Raw genomic sequence first — 13,236 nt, 5'->3', positions numbered from 1 at the left:
GGTGACGATGCCATCGGTCACGGCTCAGGTCCGATCGCTGCTTGCTGGACTCAGGGACGTGCTCCGCTTGAAGTCCGCGCGCCCCTGGTGCTGTCGACGACGTCGTGGAGTGGACCGGGTGGAAGTAGCTCAGGGCGCCGAGGGGAGCGGACCGGAGGGCGCGAAGGATCTCTCTGAGACTGCAGATGAGACGAGGAACGTCGAAGGGCCCCACCGCAAGCGGTGGGGCCCTTCGACGTATTGCCCGGTGAGAGCAATGGCGGAGGATACGAGATTCGAACTCGTGAGGGGTTGCCCCCAACACGCTTTCCAAGCGTGCGCCCTAGGCCACTAGGCGAATCCTCCGCCGCAAACAATACAAGACGTTGGAGGGTGCTCGCGAACATGTACCCCGGAGATCGTTCCGAACCTTCCTCGCGGGGGAGAGGTGACGGGTGCGGGTGGACGGCGGGGGGCCCGGATCGGCTAAGGTGGGCGTCAGCCCCTCACGTGGCGCTATCTGACTGAACTCCCCCAGGGCCGGAAGGCAGCAAGGGTAGGTTGGCTCTGGCGGGTGCGTGGGGGGCCCTTGCGTGTTCGGAGTGGGTTGGCCTCCGGCGCCTGTTGCCAGGCCGGATTTCCGCGGCCGACCGCGCCGGGCACCGGCTCGTGGCCGTCGCTCCGTCCGGGGCGGGGCCGGTTGTCGGTCCGCCCCGATAACCTCGTATGTGTGTCGTCCCTTGCGCTGTACCGCCGCTATCGCCCCGAGTCCTTCGCCGAGGTCATCGGTCAGGAGCATGTCACTGACCCGTTGCAGCAGGCCCTGCGGAACAACCGGGTCAACCACGCGTATCTGTTCAGCGGACCGCGCGGCTGCGGCAAGACGACCAGCGCCCGCATCCTCGCCCGCTGCCTGAACTGCGAGCAGGGGCCCACACCGACCCCCTGCGGGGAGTGCCAGTCGTGCCGGGACCTCGCGCGGAACGGGCCGGGCTCCATCGATGTGATCGAGATCGACGCCGCGTCGCACGGTGGCGTGGACGACGCCCGTGACCTGCGGGAGAAGGCCTTCTTCGGGCCCGCCTCGAGCCGGTACAAGATCTACATCATCGACGAGGCGCACATGGTCACCCCGGCTGGGTTCAACGCCCTGCTGAAGGTGGTCGAGGAGCCGCCGGAGCACCTCAAGTTCATCTTCGCGACCACCGAGCCCGAGAAGGTCATCGGCACGATCAGGTCGCGTACGCACCACTACCCCTTCCGCCTGGTCCCGCCCGGGACTCTGCGTTCCTACCTGGGCGAGGTCTGCGGCAAGGAGGACAGCTCAGTCGAGGACGGAGTGCTGCCGCTCGTGGTGCGGGCGGGTGCGGGATCCGTGCGTGACTCGATGTCCGTCATGGACCAGTTGCTGGCCGGCGCGGGCGACGACGGTGTGACATACGCCATGGCGACCGCGCTCCTCGGCTACACGGACGGGTCCCTGCTGGACTCCATCGTGGACGCCTTCGCGGCGGGCGACGGTGCGGCCGCCTTCGAGGTCGTGGACCGGGTGATCGAGGGCGGCAACGATCCCCGGCGCTTCGTCGCCGACCTGCTGGAGCGACTGCGTGACCTGGTGATCCTGGCCGCGGTGCCGGACGCCGGGGACAAGGGGCTGATCGACGCCCCCGCCGATGTGGTGGAGCGCATGCAGGCACAGGCGTCGGTCTTCGGCGCCGCCGAGCTGAGCCGCGCCGCCGACCTGGTCAACGAAGGGCTCACGGAGATGCGCGGCGCGACATCGCCCCGTCTCCAGGTGGAGCTGATCTGCGCGCGGGTGCTGCTGCCCGCCGCCTTCGACGACGAGCGTTCGCTCCAGGCCCGGCTGGACCGGCTGGAGCGCGGAGCCTCGTTCGCGGCCCCGGCTCCCGGGCCGGCCATGGGGTACGTGCCGGGTCCGGAGGCGCACGGCCCCGGAGTCGGTGTGCCCGCCGGCGGCGGCGCGGCCGCGGCCAGGGCAGCGGTCCGTGGAGAGGCGCCGGGCGGCGCCCCCGTGGGCGTCCCCGCGGAGGCTGCGGCGCCGCCGGTCGCCCAGCAGCCGCAGCCCGCACAGCCTCACCAGTACGACCCCCAGCCCCCCTCGTCCCAGCCAGGACCGCAGGACGCGCCTCAGGCCCAGCAGCCCCCGGTGCAGCAGCCCCCGGCGCAGGCGCCCGCTCCCGCCGGGCAGCGCCCGGGGGCCTGGCCCACGGCCGCCGGACCCGGAAGCGGTGCGGGCGATGCCGGGACGGCACGGCGGCCCGGTGGCTGGCCGACCGCCTCGACGCCCGGCAGCGGCGTACCGCAGGCGCAGCCCCCCGCCCCGGCGCCTGCCGTGCAGGCCCCGGTTCCGCCCGCCGCCCAAGCCCCCGCCCCCGGCGGCCAGGACATGGCGCAGGGTGCGGCCCAGGTGCGGAACATGTGGCCCGACATTCTCGAGGCCGTGAAGGGCCGGCGTCGGTTCACCTGGATCCTGCTCAGCCAGAACGCCCAGGTCACCGGCTTCGACGGCAGCACCCTGCAGCTCGGTTTCCTCAACGCCGGTGCGCGCGACACGTTCTCGAGCAGTGGCAGTGAAGAGGTGCTCAGGCAGGCCCTGGCCGAGCGGTTCAACGCGCAGTGGCGGGTCGACGCGGTCGTCGATCCTTCCGGCGGTGGTCAGCCCCCGCAGTCCGGCGGTGGTGGAGGGGGCGGCAGGCCTCCTGCCGCGCCGTACCAGCCCCCGCCGGCCGCGCCTGCCCAGTCGTACGAGCCGAGGCCCGCCGATCCGGCTCCGGCCGCGCCTGCTCCTCCCCAGCACCAGCCCGGCCACGGGCGTTCCGAGCAGTCGTCCGGGTACGACCGGCCGGCCCCGGAGCCGCCGAGATCGGTCGCGCCCGAGGACGACACGGCGGAGGCGGACGACCCCGACCTCGTCGACTCCGCGCTCTCCGGCCACGACCTGATCGTCCGCGAGCTTGGCGCCACGGTCGTCGAGGAGTTCACCAACGAGTAGCGGGTCGCGGCGGCCCGCACCCGCAGTGGACACCGGCGCGCATCCGGCATCCGGCCGCGCCCGCCCGCACCCACTCTCCGCCCCGCACCCCGCAATCAAGATCCCAGCAGGCCGCGGCCCGCACCCGTCCCGGCCGTCCACGGAGCGGCGCCCGTCGAGGCGCCCGCTCCCCGGCGGCTAGGCTGCACCCCGTGAAGGTCCTCGTCATCGGCGGCGGCGCCCGCGAACACGCCCTGTGCCGCTCTCTCTCCCTCGACCCCGACGTCACCACTCTGTACTGCGCCCCCGGCAACGCCGGAATCGCGGAGGTGGCCGAACTGCACCCGGTCGACGCACTCGACGGCGAAGCCGTCGCGCGCCTCGCCACCGATCTGGGCGCCGAGTTGGTGGTCGTCGGCCCGGAGGCGCCGCTGGTCGCCGGTGTCGCGGACGCCGTGCGTGAAGCGGGCATCCCCTGCTTCGGCCCCTCTCGGGAGGCGGCCCGGCTGGAAGGATCCAAGGCGTTCGCCAAGGACGTCATGGCCGGCGCCAACGTCCCCACCGCACGTAGCTACGTCTGCACGACCCCCGCCGAGATCGACGAGGCCCTGGACGCCTTCGGAGCCCCGTACGTCGTCAAGGACGACGGCCTGGCGGCAGGCAAGGGTGTCGTCGTCACGGACGACGTCGAGGCCGCCCGGGCGCACGCCCTGGCCTGCGACCGCGTGGTCATCGAGGAGTTCCTCGACGGACCCGAGGTCAGCCTCTTCGCGATCACCGACGGCACCACCGTCCTCCCCCTGCAGCCGGCCCAGGACTTCAAGCGCGCCCTCGACGGCGACGAGGGCCCGAACACCGGAGGCATGGGGGCGTACTCCCCGCTGCCGTGGGCCGAGCCGAAGCTGGTCGACGAGGTCATGCAGACCGTTCTGCAGCCGACCGTCGACGAGCTCCGACGCCGTGGCACCCCCTTCTCCGGCCTGCTCTACGCGGGGCTCGCGATCACCTCGCGCGGTGTACGGGTCATCGAGTTCAACGCCCGCTTCGGGGACCCCGAGACCCAGGTGGTCCTTGCGCGTCTGCAGACGCCGCTCGCCGGGGTCCTCCTCGGTGCGGCCAACGGCACCCTGGACACCGTGCCCGCGCTCAACTGGCGCGACGACGCCGCAGTCACCGTGGTCATCGCCTCGCACAACTACCCGGGCACACCGCGTACGGGGGACCCGATCGAGGGCCTCGCGGACGTCGAGGCACAGGATGCGCCCCATGCGTTCGTCCTGCACGCCGGTACCCGGCAGGACGGTGACGCGGTGGTGAGCGCCGGAGGCCGCGTGCTCTCCGTCACGGCCACGGGCAAGGACCTGACGCAGGCCCGCGAGCGTGCCTACACCGCGGTCGGCCGGATCCGGCTCGACGGTTCGCAGCACCGCACGGACATCGCCCGCAAGGCCGCCGAGGAGGCCTGACACCCGTTCGTACCCGTGCCCGGCACCTCCGGCGGAGGTGCCGGGCACGGCCGTGCCAGGGGGCTTCCAGGGGGGCCCTGACGGCCCGGGCGCAGTGTCCGCGCCCCCTGGCGGTGGCCGGGCACGCGTCCCCCGGACCCGGCGGCACGACGGGACGGGGGCCTCGCGGCGGGACCCGGCATCCGGACGGTACGGGGGCGGAGCGGGCCTCCCGCCGTATCGACGAACGCCTGTCGGCCCGCACGTCAGCAGCTTTGACCAAAGCCATTCCATCGGGTGACGGCTCGGCCATCCGGATGACGCCCGCCGAGGCCCCAACTAGGGTGCGGCGCAAGCGTTCCGGCACTTGGCCCACCGGCATTGCGATGTCGGTGACGGGTGCCACAGTGGGGGAGTGACCAACACCGTCGCGGGGGCAGAGGGGGTGACGTCCAGCCGTGTCCGGTACCGGTTCGGTTGAGGAGCTGGGTGCGCACGCAGCGCGGGACGGAGCCGCGGCTCTGCTGCGCGTCCGCAGCAGGGCGACGGCTCTGGCGATCCTGCCGGCGGCCGCGTCCGTCGTGCTGCTCGTCGCGCGAGCCCAGGGCCACATCGGCCCTGGTGCGTGGTCCACGGTCAGTTGGGTGGTGACCGCGGTCGCGGTCGTCGTGCTGCTGACCGCCGCGGCCGTCGCCCTCGCGGTGGCGCGCGCGAGGCCCGCGGTCAGCCCGACCGTCCCTCTGACCGAGGCGGCCGCCCCCGATCTCTACCGGCTGGTCCGGGACCTCGCCGACCGGCTCGACGTCCCCGCGCCCTCGGCGATAGCGCTGACCCCGGACTGCGACAGCTGGCTGGAGGACCGCACGCACCCCGCCGCCCAGCCGACGGGGAAGGTACTCAAGGGCGCCGGCCCCCGAAGAGGGCGCGGAGCCCCCGAGGCGCCCGTGCTCGTCATCGGCTCCCCGTTCCTGTGGTGGATGAGGGTTGCCGAGCTGCGGGCCGTCCTCGCCCCCGTCGTCGCGGGCACGGGACCCTCCGCACACCCCGACATAGCCGCCGCCCGCCGCTTCGTGCGCGGCCTCGACGCCGCGGTCGCCGATGCCGCGCTGCCCGGTCAGGGAGCCGTCCGCCGGGTCTCCTCGGCCTTCACCGGCTGGATCGCCAGGATGCTGCTGCGAGGCTGCCGAGGCCACGCGGCGGAGATGGAGCGCGCCGTGGCCGCGGCGGCCTCCGGACGCGCCCAGGACGTGGACTACGGCCTCCGGATCACCGCCCAGGAGCAGGTGGGTCTGGCGTACGCGGGCTGGGACCGGCTGCTCACCCGGGTCGCGCTGCCGGCCTGGCGGATGGGGCGCTGGCCTTCCCGGCTGGACGCGGGCGTGGTGTCCGCGTTGACGGAGCTCTCCCGGCGCGACCGGCTCGCCGACGGCTTCACCTCCCGGCTGGGCGAGCGCCCCGCCTGCGATCTGATCGAGGAGCCGGGCGCGGCCGACGAGGCGGCCTCGCTGCTGGCGGCCCGGCTGTTCCACGGCGGCCCCGCGGAGCCGGGACCTGGCTGGGCCCCCGTCGACTGGCAGCAGTACCCGGAGGAGGTCGTGGACCGGAAGTGGCGCGCGGAGGCCGCCCGGCTGCACCGGGTGCTCGACGCCATGGGGGTGGCCAGGACCGTGCCGGTCGGCGTACGGGATGTGCCTGGGACCGGGGGCTCCGCGGTTCCCACCCTCGCGCGGGTGATCGACCACCTCGCCGCCCCTGACGTCGACAGCGAGGTGCTGGCGGCGGGTATCGGCGCCGCGGTGGCCCGCGACGAGGAGGCGGCGGCGCCGGGGCCCCGGACCGGTGCGAGCCTCCCCGCAGGAGACCCCCTGGACCTCTGGGGACCCGTGCCGCTGCCGCTGTTCCCGCTCCAGCCGCCCCGTACGGGCACCGAGCTGCTCACCGACCACGTCGTAGCCATGGTCTGCTGCGCTGCCGTGGACACTGCGGGTGCCGCGCCCGGCCTGGACTGGCTCGACGGCCCGGCGCTGCTGGTCGACGGCGGCCGCAGGTCCGACCTCGGCGCCCCGGTGCTCAGCCTCGTCGAGGACGGCGACGCCGAGCCCTTGCGCGCCTGGCTCACCTCGGTCGGAGTGCGCACCGACAAGCCCGTACGCCTGGACTGACGAGAGCGAACGCGTCCCGGCGGGCGGACGCCGCGCATCCGGGGCGACGGCGGACGCCTGCGACAGTCGACGGCGGACGCCCAGGGCAGGCGACGGGCTACGGCCGGACGGCGCCGCTCCGGGCCCGGAAGGCCTCCGGGTACCTGGACGGCCGTTCGTCCACCTGAATGGCGAAATCTCCCAAATGCGCCGTCAATGCGCGGAAGATCATGCGCCGTTCACATCAATTCGCGACGAATGGTGACGGAGCGCATGCGTCATGTGATGTGCTGGGGGTGGCGTCGGCGTCCGGCGCCGCCAGGGGTTTCCGGGGGATGAGGGAGGGGAGCGGGATGGGGGCGGAGCAGATCCGGCGATGGGAATCGGGTGCCCTCGCGCACGCCGTGAGCGACCCCTTCGGGCAGGGACCCCTCCCCTGGCTGCGCGGCAGTGAGAACTACTTCGACGACACCGGCCACGTCGTCCCCTGGTACGCGGACCCGGACCTCGGCCGTGGCGGGGCGGGCGGCGGTACACGCACCGCGGACGACGTGCACCAGCAGATCAAGGGCTTCGTCTCCTCGGGTGCCGCGGCCCCCGGTGAGGCCGTCGATTTCCACATCACCGTGGACCCTCCACAGCAGTTCTCCGTCGACGTCTACCGCATCGGGCACTACGGCGGTGACGGCGCCGCCAAGATCACCACCAGTCCCCGGCTCTCGGGCATCGTCCAGCCGCCCCCGCTGACCGCGGAGCGGACGGTCTCCTGCCATCACTGGTGGCTCTCCTGGCGTCTGCAGATCCCCAGCTACTGGTCGGTCGGTGCCTATGTCGCCGTGCTCACCACCGCCGACGGACACCGCTCGCACGTCCCCTTCACGGTGCGCGACGAGCACCCGGCGGATCTGCTGCTCCTGCTCCCCGACGTCACCTGGCAGGCGTACAACCTCTACCCGGAGGACGGCCGTACCGGCGCGAGTCTGTACCACGCCTGGGACGAGCAGGGCCGGTTGCTGGGCGAAGAGGACGCCGCCGTCACGCTCTCCTTCGACCGGCCCTACGCCGGCGCGGGTCTGCCCCTGCACGTCGGCCACGCCTACGACTTCATCCGCTGGGCCGAGCGTTACGGCTACGACCTCGCGTACGCCGACGCCCGCGACCTGCACGCCGGCCGCGTCGACCCCAGCCGCTACCGCGGCCTGGTCTTCCCGGGCCACGACGAGTACTGGTCGGTGCCGATGCGCCGCGCCGCCGAGAACGCCCGGGACGTCGGGACCTCGCTCGTCTTCCTCTCGGCCAACACCATGTACTGGCAGGTCGGTCTCGGCCCGTCCGCCTCCGGTGCGCCCGACCGGCTGCTCACCTGCCGCAAGCGCAGGGGGCCGGGGAAGCCCGCTCTCTGGCGGGAGATGGACCGGTCCGAGCAGCAACTCCTCGGCATCCAGTACGCGGGCCGCGTCCCCGAACCGCACCCGCTGGTCGTACGGAACGCCGGGCACTGGCTGTGGGAGGCGACCGGCGCGGCCGAGGGCGACGAGATCGACGGACTGGTGGCCGGTGAGGCCGACCGCTACTTCCCGCGCACCGCCCTGCCGGAGCACGACAGCCGGATGCTGCTCGCACACTCCCCCTACACGGCCGTCGACGGTGTCACCCGGCACCAGGAGACCTCGCTGTACCGGGCACCCTCGGGTGCGCTCGTCTTCGCCTCGGGCACCTTCGCCTGGTCCCCCGCGCTCGACCGCCCCGGCCACGTCGACCCGCGCGTCCAGCGGGCCACGGCCAATCTCCTCGACCGGATCTGCAAGCGCGACTGAGCGTTCGGTCCCGTACCTTCACGCTCCGTTCACAAGATCTTGCCGTGGCGACAGGTGCGCATGTACCTTTCAACTGCCCTGGCCGGTACGTGTGTTGATGCAGGTCGGCGGCATCCAGGGGAGAGATCTCTGGTCCACCCGATTGTCTGATTCCACAGCCTCGCGGGGTTGTACGGGAGAAGTGAACCGATGGAGCCCAAGAGATCTACAGGGACGAGCGGCGCCACCGTTTGCGTTCTCGCGGCGCCACTGACGACGACCGCGCAGGCGGCCGGTGACGGTGACTGCACGGACGCGGGCAACATCTACGCCGGTTACGGCGGTACGAGCCACTTCGACGGCAGCAACGTCACGTACCTGACCTTCTACGACGACAAGAACGAGTTCTCCTCGTTCCGGAAGACCGGGTGCTGAGAAGTGACGGCACGTTCGCACATCGCCGGGGCGTCCCTGCTGATGGCTCTGGCGTTGTGCGCCTGTTCATCGGCCGGAGGGGAGGGCACGGAACCGGAGTTGGGATCCGTGCCCACTCCCGGCCACCTCGATCCGGCACAGGTGGTCACTCCCCTAGACGCCTACCTCCCGACGCCGGAGGAGAACTACACGCTGAAGAAGGCGCGGGTACTCCTCGTCAACGCGTGCATGCGGGATCTGGGATATGCCCAGAATCCCCAGCCGCTGGGGCGCTTCACCGACAAGCCGTACCTGGAGCACACCGAGTTCCTCGTCAGGCCGCTCGTCCAGGCGGAGCAGTACGGGTACAAGCCCGCACCGGACCCGAAAGGCGACGGATCCGATACGGACGCGCGCTACGGCGAGAACGTGACCGAGACGCAGGGCGGGCTGCTGACCGGCAAGACCGCCGCCTACAACGGCCGCAAGGTTCCGAAAGGCGGGTGCGAGGGCCAGGCGCTGCGCACCATCACCGCGGGAGCCCGGACGGCTCAGGAGGTGAAGCTCCCGGACGGATCGGCGGCGGGTGCGGGTGAGGACGGATTCAGCGAGGGGTACGCCGAACTCGTCGTTTCCGCAGCGCGGGGAAAGGCCATGGCCAGGACGCAGGGGGACAGCCGCTTCGCCGAGGTCGGCGAGGAGTGGTCGGACTGCATGAAGAAGCAGGGATACGACTACGACAGTCCGAGTGACGCGCGGAACGACAAGCGCTGGGCGGACGCCTCCCGGGCCGGTGAGAAGGAGATCGCCGTGGCGGTCGCGGACATGGGATGCAAGAAGAAGGTCAACTACCTCGGCGTCGGAATCGCGGTGCTGTCGGTCCACGAGAAGCGTGTGATCGAGGACAGTGCCGAAGTTCTTCAAGGTGCCAAGGACAAGACCGCCAGGTGGATCGAGAATGCGAACAAGGCGATCGAAGCACGGTGACCGCGGCGAGCCTGCCGGAACACCGGTGGGCTCATCAAATTCGGCGCTGGTCCGCAACAAGCGGTTGCTCGTCGCGGTGGTGGTCGGCGCGCTCGTGATGGTGGGCGTCGGATTCGCCCTTTCCACGGTGATCAAGTCGCCTGCCCAGGCCGCGGCGGACGCTGGTCCACCGGAGCCCGACATGCTGACCGCGGCGGTCGAGTACCGCGAACTGCGTGCCTCGCTGGTCGTGCGAGGAACGGTGGCGGCCGAACGGACCGTCACGGTGTCCGCCGTGGGTGGCGCGGTGGAGGGAAGCGGCCCGCTGATCACCAGGACGCCCCTGCGGGTGGGCGACAAGGCAGGGCCGGGGCGCGTCCTGATCGAGATCTCCGGGCGTCCGGTCTTCGCCCTGCCCGGTGGACTTCCCGCGTACCGCGACCTGAAGCCCGGGGCCCGGGGCGCGGATGTGACGCAGTTGCAGAAAGCGCTGGCGAAGCAGGGCTTCGGTTCCGGAACGGACTCTGCCGGAGACTTCGGGGCGGGGACCCAATCCGCGCTGAGCGCCTTCTACCGGTCGATCGGATACGACGCCCGCCCCGTCGCGGACGACGGGGAGTCCCAGGTCGAGGCCGCCGAGACGGGCGTGACCGACGCCGAGCGAGCTCTTCACGACGTTCGGGCCGGCAAGGGTGGGGCGACGGCGGTGGCGCGGGCCGAGGAGGATCTGGCTCTGGCCGAGGAACATCTGGCGGACGCGCGACTGCAGGCGGGTGCCATGCTCCCGGCGTCCGAGGTCGTCTTTCTGGAGCGCTTTCCGGCCCGCGTGGAAACGGTGACCGCCGGTGTCGGTGACCGGGCTCCCGGGAGCGTCATGTCGCTCTCGTCCGGAGACCTGGGTGTGCGAGGCTCGCTCACCCCCAGTCAGCGCAAGATGATCAGCCCCGGCCAGAAGGTGAGCATCCTCGCGGAAGCGACCGGCGACGAGTTCTCCGGCACCACCGTCTCCGTCGGTGAAGGGACGAGAGAACAGGCCGCTGAGCAGGACACGCCCGAGAGGGCCGAAGGGGAAGGCACGGGTGGGGGCACCGCCGACGGCTTCGCGGTCCTCACCGTGAAGGCGGACGAGCGGATCGACGCCTCACTCGTGGGGCAGGAGGTCCGTCTGACGGTCGAGATCAAGAGTTCCGACGAGAAGGTCCTCGTCGTCCCCTTCTCGGCCGTCTCGGCCGCCGACGACGGCAGCACGGTGGTCACCGTCCTCGCCGATGACGGGGAACGCCGCCGCGTGCGCGTGCGACCGGGGCTCGAGGGCGACGGCAGCGTGCAGGTGACGCCACTCGGGAACGCCAGGCTCGCCGAAGGCGACCGTCTGATAGTCGGAACGGACTCCGGCGGTCCCTCCGGGCAGGACACACCTGAGTGAGCAACGGATCCGAGCACGGCACCCCGGTCATCGACTTCCGTGGAGTCGGGCTCACCTACCCGGGCCCGCCTCCGGTGACCGCCCTGCAACCCACCGACCTGGTCGTCCACCGCGGTGAGTACGTGACGATCACGGGCCCCTCCGGGTCCGGGAAGTCGACGTTCCTCAACATCGCCGGTCTGGTCGACGCGCCGTCGTGCGGGCGCTATCTCCTGGACGGCGCCGACACCACGGACCTCTCCGACGCCGGGCGAGCCGGACTGCGGGGATCCAGGATCGGCTTCGTCTTCCAGTCGTTCCACCTGCTGCCGCACCGCAGCGCTCTGGAGAACGTCGTCCTCGCCATGGTCTACAACAACGTGCCGCGCCGCCTGCGGCCCGGACGGGCCCGCGACGCGCTGCGGAGGGTCGGGTTGGGGCACCGCATCGACGCGACCCCGACCACCCTCTCCGGCGGGGAGCGACAGCGTGTGGCCATCGCCCGCGCCCTGGTCGCACGTCCGTCGCTGCTCCTGTGCGACGAGCCCACCGGCAATCTCGACACCGCGACGGCCGACTCGGTGCTGGAACTCCTCGACGGCCTGCACAGGGACGGCATGACCATCCTGATCATCACTCACGACCCCTCCGTCGCGGACAGAGGCGGCCGCACCCTCTCCATCAGGGACGGCCGTCTCGCGGAGGGCTCCCCCGCCTCGGATCTCCGGACGGCATCGTGACGGCCCACCGGCGTGCCGGACGGAGAGGTAGGAAGCGGCGTGACCGGGCGGGCGGGACGGACGTGTCGCGTCTCGCCTTCCGCGACCTGATGGCGGAGGCAGTGGCCGGCATGCTCCAGCGCCCCGCCAGGTCTGCCCTGACCACGCTCGGCACGGTGCTGGGAATCGGCGCCTTCGTGGCCGTGCTCGGTCTGACGGCGACCACCTCGTCCCAGGTCAACAGCCGCTTCGACGCACTGACCGCCACCGAGGTGACGGTGGAGGACGTCGGGGCCGCCGACGGGTCCTTCACCGGCATGTCCTTCCCGTCCGATGCCGCGGACCGGATCGAGGCGCTGAACGGGGTGACGCACGCCGGTGTGTACTGGTCCGTGGGACTCACCGACTCCGAGAGCGTGCGCTCGTCACCGGTGGGCGCGTCCGTCACCGAGCAGGAGTCGCAGGTCGTGGCGGCGACCCCGGGGGCCCTCGAGGCGGTGAAGCCGACTCTCCGGGCGGGGCGGCTCTACGACGACTACCACGAACGGGGCGCCGTGCCCGTGGCTGTCGTCGGTTCCGGTATGGCCAGGAGGCTGGGCATCACCACGCTGGAGAGCCGCCCCGTCGTCTTCATCGGGGAGCGGCCCTTCACGGTGATCGGCATCATCGCCGAGGTGCGGCGCAAGGAGGATCTCCTCCTGTCCGTCGTGATCCCGGGCAGCGCCGCGAAAGAGGCGTGGGGGGAGCCTGGGGCCGAGGCGCCCGCCAGGATGCTCGTCTCCACCGAGCTCGGCGCGGCCGCACAGATCGCCGACGAGGCACCGCTCGCCCTGGACCCGGCACATCCCGACCGCTTCAAGTCCGTTCCACCGCCGGACCCCAAGACACTGCGCACCACGGTCGGCGCCGACCTGAACCAGCTCTTCCTGCTGCTCGCCGTCGTCTGCCTGGTCATCGGAGCGGTGGGCATAGCGAACACGACTCTGGTGGCCGTCCTCGAACGGACCGGGGAGATCGGGCTGCGCCGTGCCCTGGGAGCGAGGGGGCGGCACATCACCGGCCAGTTCCTCGCGGAGTCCGCCGCCCTCGGTGTCCTGGGCGGCCTGGTCGGGACGGCGGCGGGTGCGCTGACCGTCGTGTCCGTCGCCGTGGCACGGCAGTGGACCCCGGTGGTCCACCCGGCCACGCTCGTGGCGGCGCCCCTGATCGGGCTGATGACGGGGCTGCTGGCCGGTGCGTACCCGGCCTGGCGGGCCAGCCGGGTCGAACCCGCGGAGGCCCTGCGCCGCTGAGAGCCGTGCCGGCCGGCGGCAGGGGCGGGCCCCCTCCGGGCACCCGTGTCCGCGTGACCACGACGCATGCGCGACAATCGGAACGAC

Annotated in this window: 9 protein-coding genes, 1 tRNA gene and 1 other RNA gene; 10 read left to right on the top strand and 1 reads right to left on the bottom strand. The window is 72.2% G+C overall.

The annotated features are described in order from the left end of the window. Nucleotides 1–257 precede the first annotated feature (257 nt). A tRNA-Ser gene (locus ACGFNN_RS33680) sits at nt 258–345 on the bottom strand. Nucleotides 346–476: 131 nt separating this feature from the next. On the opposite strand from ACGFNN_RS33680, the gene ffs reads away from it, so the two are divergent. The 10 genes from ffs to ACGFNN_RS33630 all read left to right on the top strand — a co-directional run bounded on the left by ffs (nt 477) and on the right by ACGFNN_RS33630 (nt 13,149). Continuing rightward, nucleotides 477–573: signal recognition particle sRNA small type (gene ffs, locus ACGFNN_RS33675), an RNA gene on the top strand. A gap of 136 nt (nt 574–709) precedes the next feature. Beyond that, a complete protein-coding gene (locus ACGFNN_RS33670; RefSeq protein WP_393561723.1) occupies nt 710–2,992 on the top strand; it encodes a DNA polymerase III subunit gamma and tau in 2,283 nt (760 codons plus the stop codon). 191 nt (nt 2,993–3,183) lie between these two features. Next, nucleotides 3,184–4,437, top strand: a complete 1,254-nt coding sequence (gene purD, locus ACGFNN_RS33665; RefSeq protein ID WP_393561721.1) for a phosphoribosylamine--glycine ligase — start codon at nt 3,184–3,186, stop codon at nt 4,435–4,437. A 437-nt stretch (nt 4,438–4,874) separates the two neighbouring features. Next, the gene (locus ACGFNN_RS33660; RefSeq protein ID WP_393561719.1) at nt 4,875–6,578 is read left to right on the top strand and encodes a hypothetical protein; all 1,704 of its coding nucleotides are present in this window, start codon (nt 4,875–4,877) and stop codon (nt 6,576–6,578) included. Nucleotides 6,579–6,910: 332 nt separating this feature from the next. Beyond that, complete coding sequence (locus ACGFNN_RS33655) at nt 6,911–8,374, top strand: N,N-dimethylformamidase beta subunit family domain-containing protein (RefSeq protein ID WP_393561717.1); 1,464 nt, start codon at nt 6,911–6,913, stop codon at nt 8,372–8,374. A 189-nt stretch (nt 8,375–8,563) separates the two neighbouring features. Continuing rightward, nucleotides 8,564–8,788 carry a hypothetical protein gene (locus ACGFNN_RS33650; protein ID WP_393561715.1) on the top strand — a complete coding sequence of 75 codons (225 nt, stop codon included), beginning with the start codon at nt 8,564–8,566 and terminating at the stop codon, nt 8,786–8,788. A 3-nt stretch (nt 8,789–8,791) separates the two neighbouring features. Further along, nucleotides 8,792–9,754: a hypothetical protein gene (locus ACGFNN_RS33645; RefSeq protein ID WP_393561713.1), complete on the top strand. Its 963-nt coding sequence runs from the start codon at nt 8,792–8,794 to the stop codon at nt 9,752–9,754. Between the two features lie 25 nt (nt 9,755–9,779). Next, nucleotides 9,780–11,159: a peptidoglycan-binding protein gene (locus tag ACGFNN_RS33640; protein WP_393561711.1), complete on the top strand. Its 1,380-nt coding sequence runs from the start codon at nt 9,780–9,782 to the stop codon at nt 11,157–11,159. Beyond that, nucleotides 11,156–11,878, top strand: a complete 723-nt coding sequence (locus tag ACGFNN_RS33635) for an ABC transporter ATP-binding protein (protein ID WP_393561709.1) — start codon at nt 11,156–11,158, stop codon at nt 11,876–11,878. The genes ACGFNN_RS33640 and ACGFNN_RS33635 overlap by 4 nt, the downstream gene beginning before the upstream one ends. An 89-nt stretch (nt 11,879–11,967) precedes the next feature. Then, the gene (locus ACGFNN_RS33630) at nt 11,968–13,149 is read left to right on the top strand and encodes an ABC transporter permease (RefSeq protein ID WP_393561778.1); all 1,182 of its coding nucleotides are present in this window, start codon (nt 11,968–11,970) and stop codon (nt 13,147–13,149) included. Nucleotides 13,150–13,236: the final 87 nt, after the last annotated feature.

The sequence above is a fragment of the Streptomyces sp. NPDC048590 genome, assembly GCF_043199535.1.
In the GTDB taxonomy this organism is placed as follows: domain Bacteria; phylum Actinomycetota; class Actinomycetes; order Streptomycetales; family Streptomycetaceae; genus Streptomyces.
Note: the sequence above shows the minus strand (reverse complement) of the source record. Positions and strands in the feature narration are given on the sequence as shown.

Excerpts from the sequence above, each read along its gene's own strand:
- ACGFNN_RS33655 (WP_393561717.1), top strand. The coding sequence starts at position 6,911 with ATGGGGGCGGAGCAGATCCGGCGATGGGAATCGGGTGCCCTCGCGCAC.
- ACGFNN_RS33650 (WP_393561715.1), top strand. The coding sequence starts at position 8,564 with ATGGAGCCCAAGAGATCTACAGGGACGAGCGGCGCCACCGTTTGCGTT.
- ACGFNN_RS33630 (WP_393561778.1), top strand. The coding sequence starts at position 11,968 with ATGGCGGAGGCAGTGGCCGGCATGCTCCAGCGCCCCGCCAGGTCTGCC.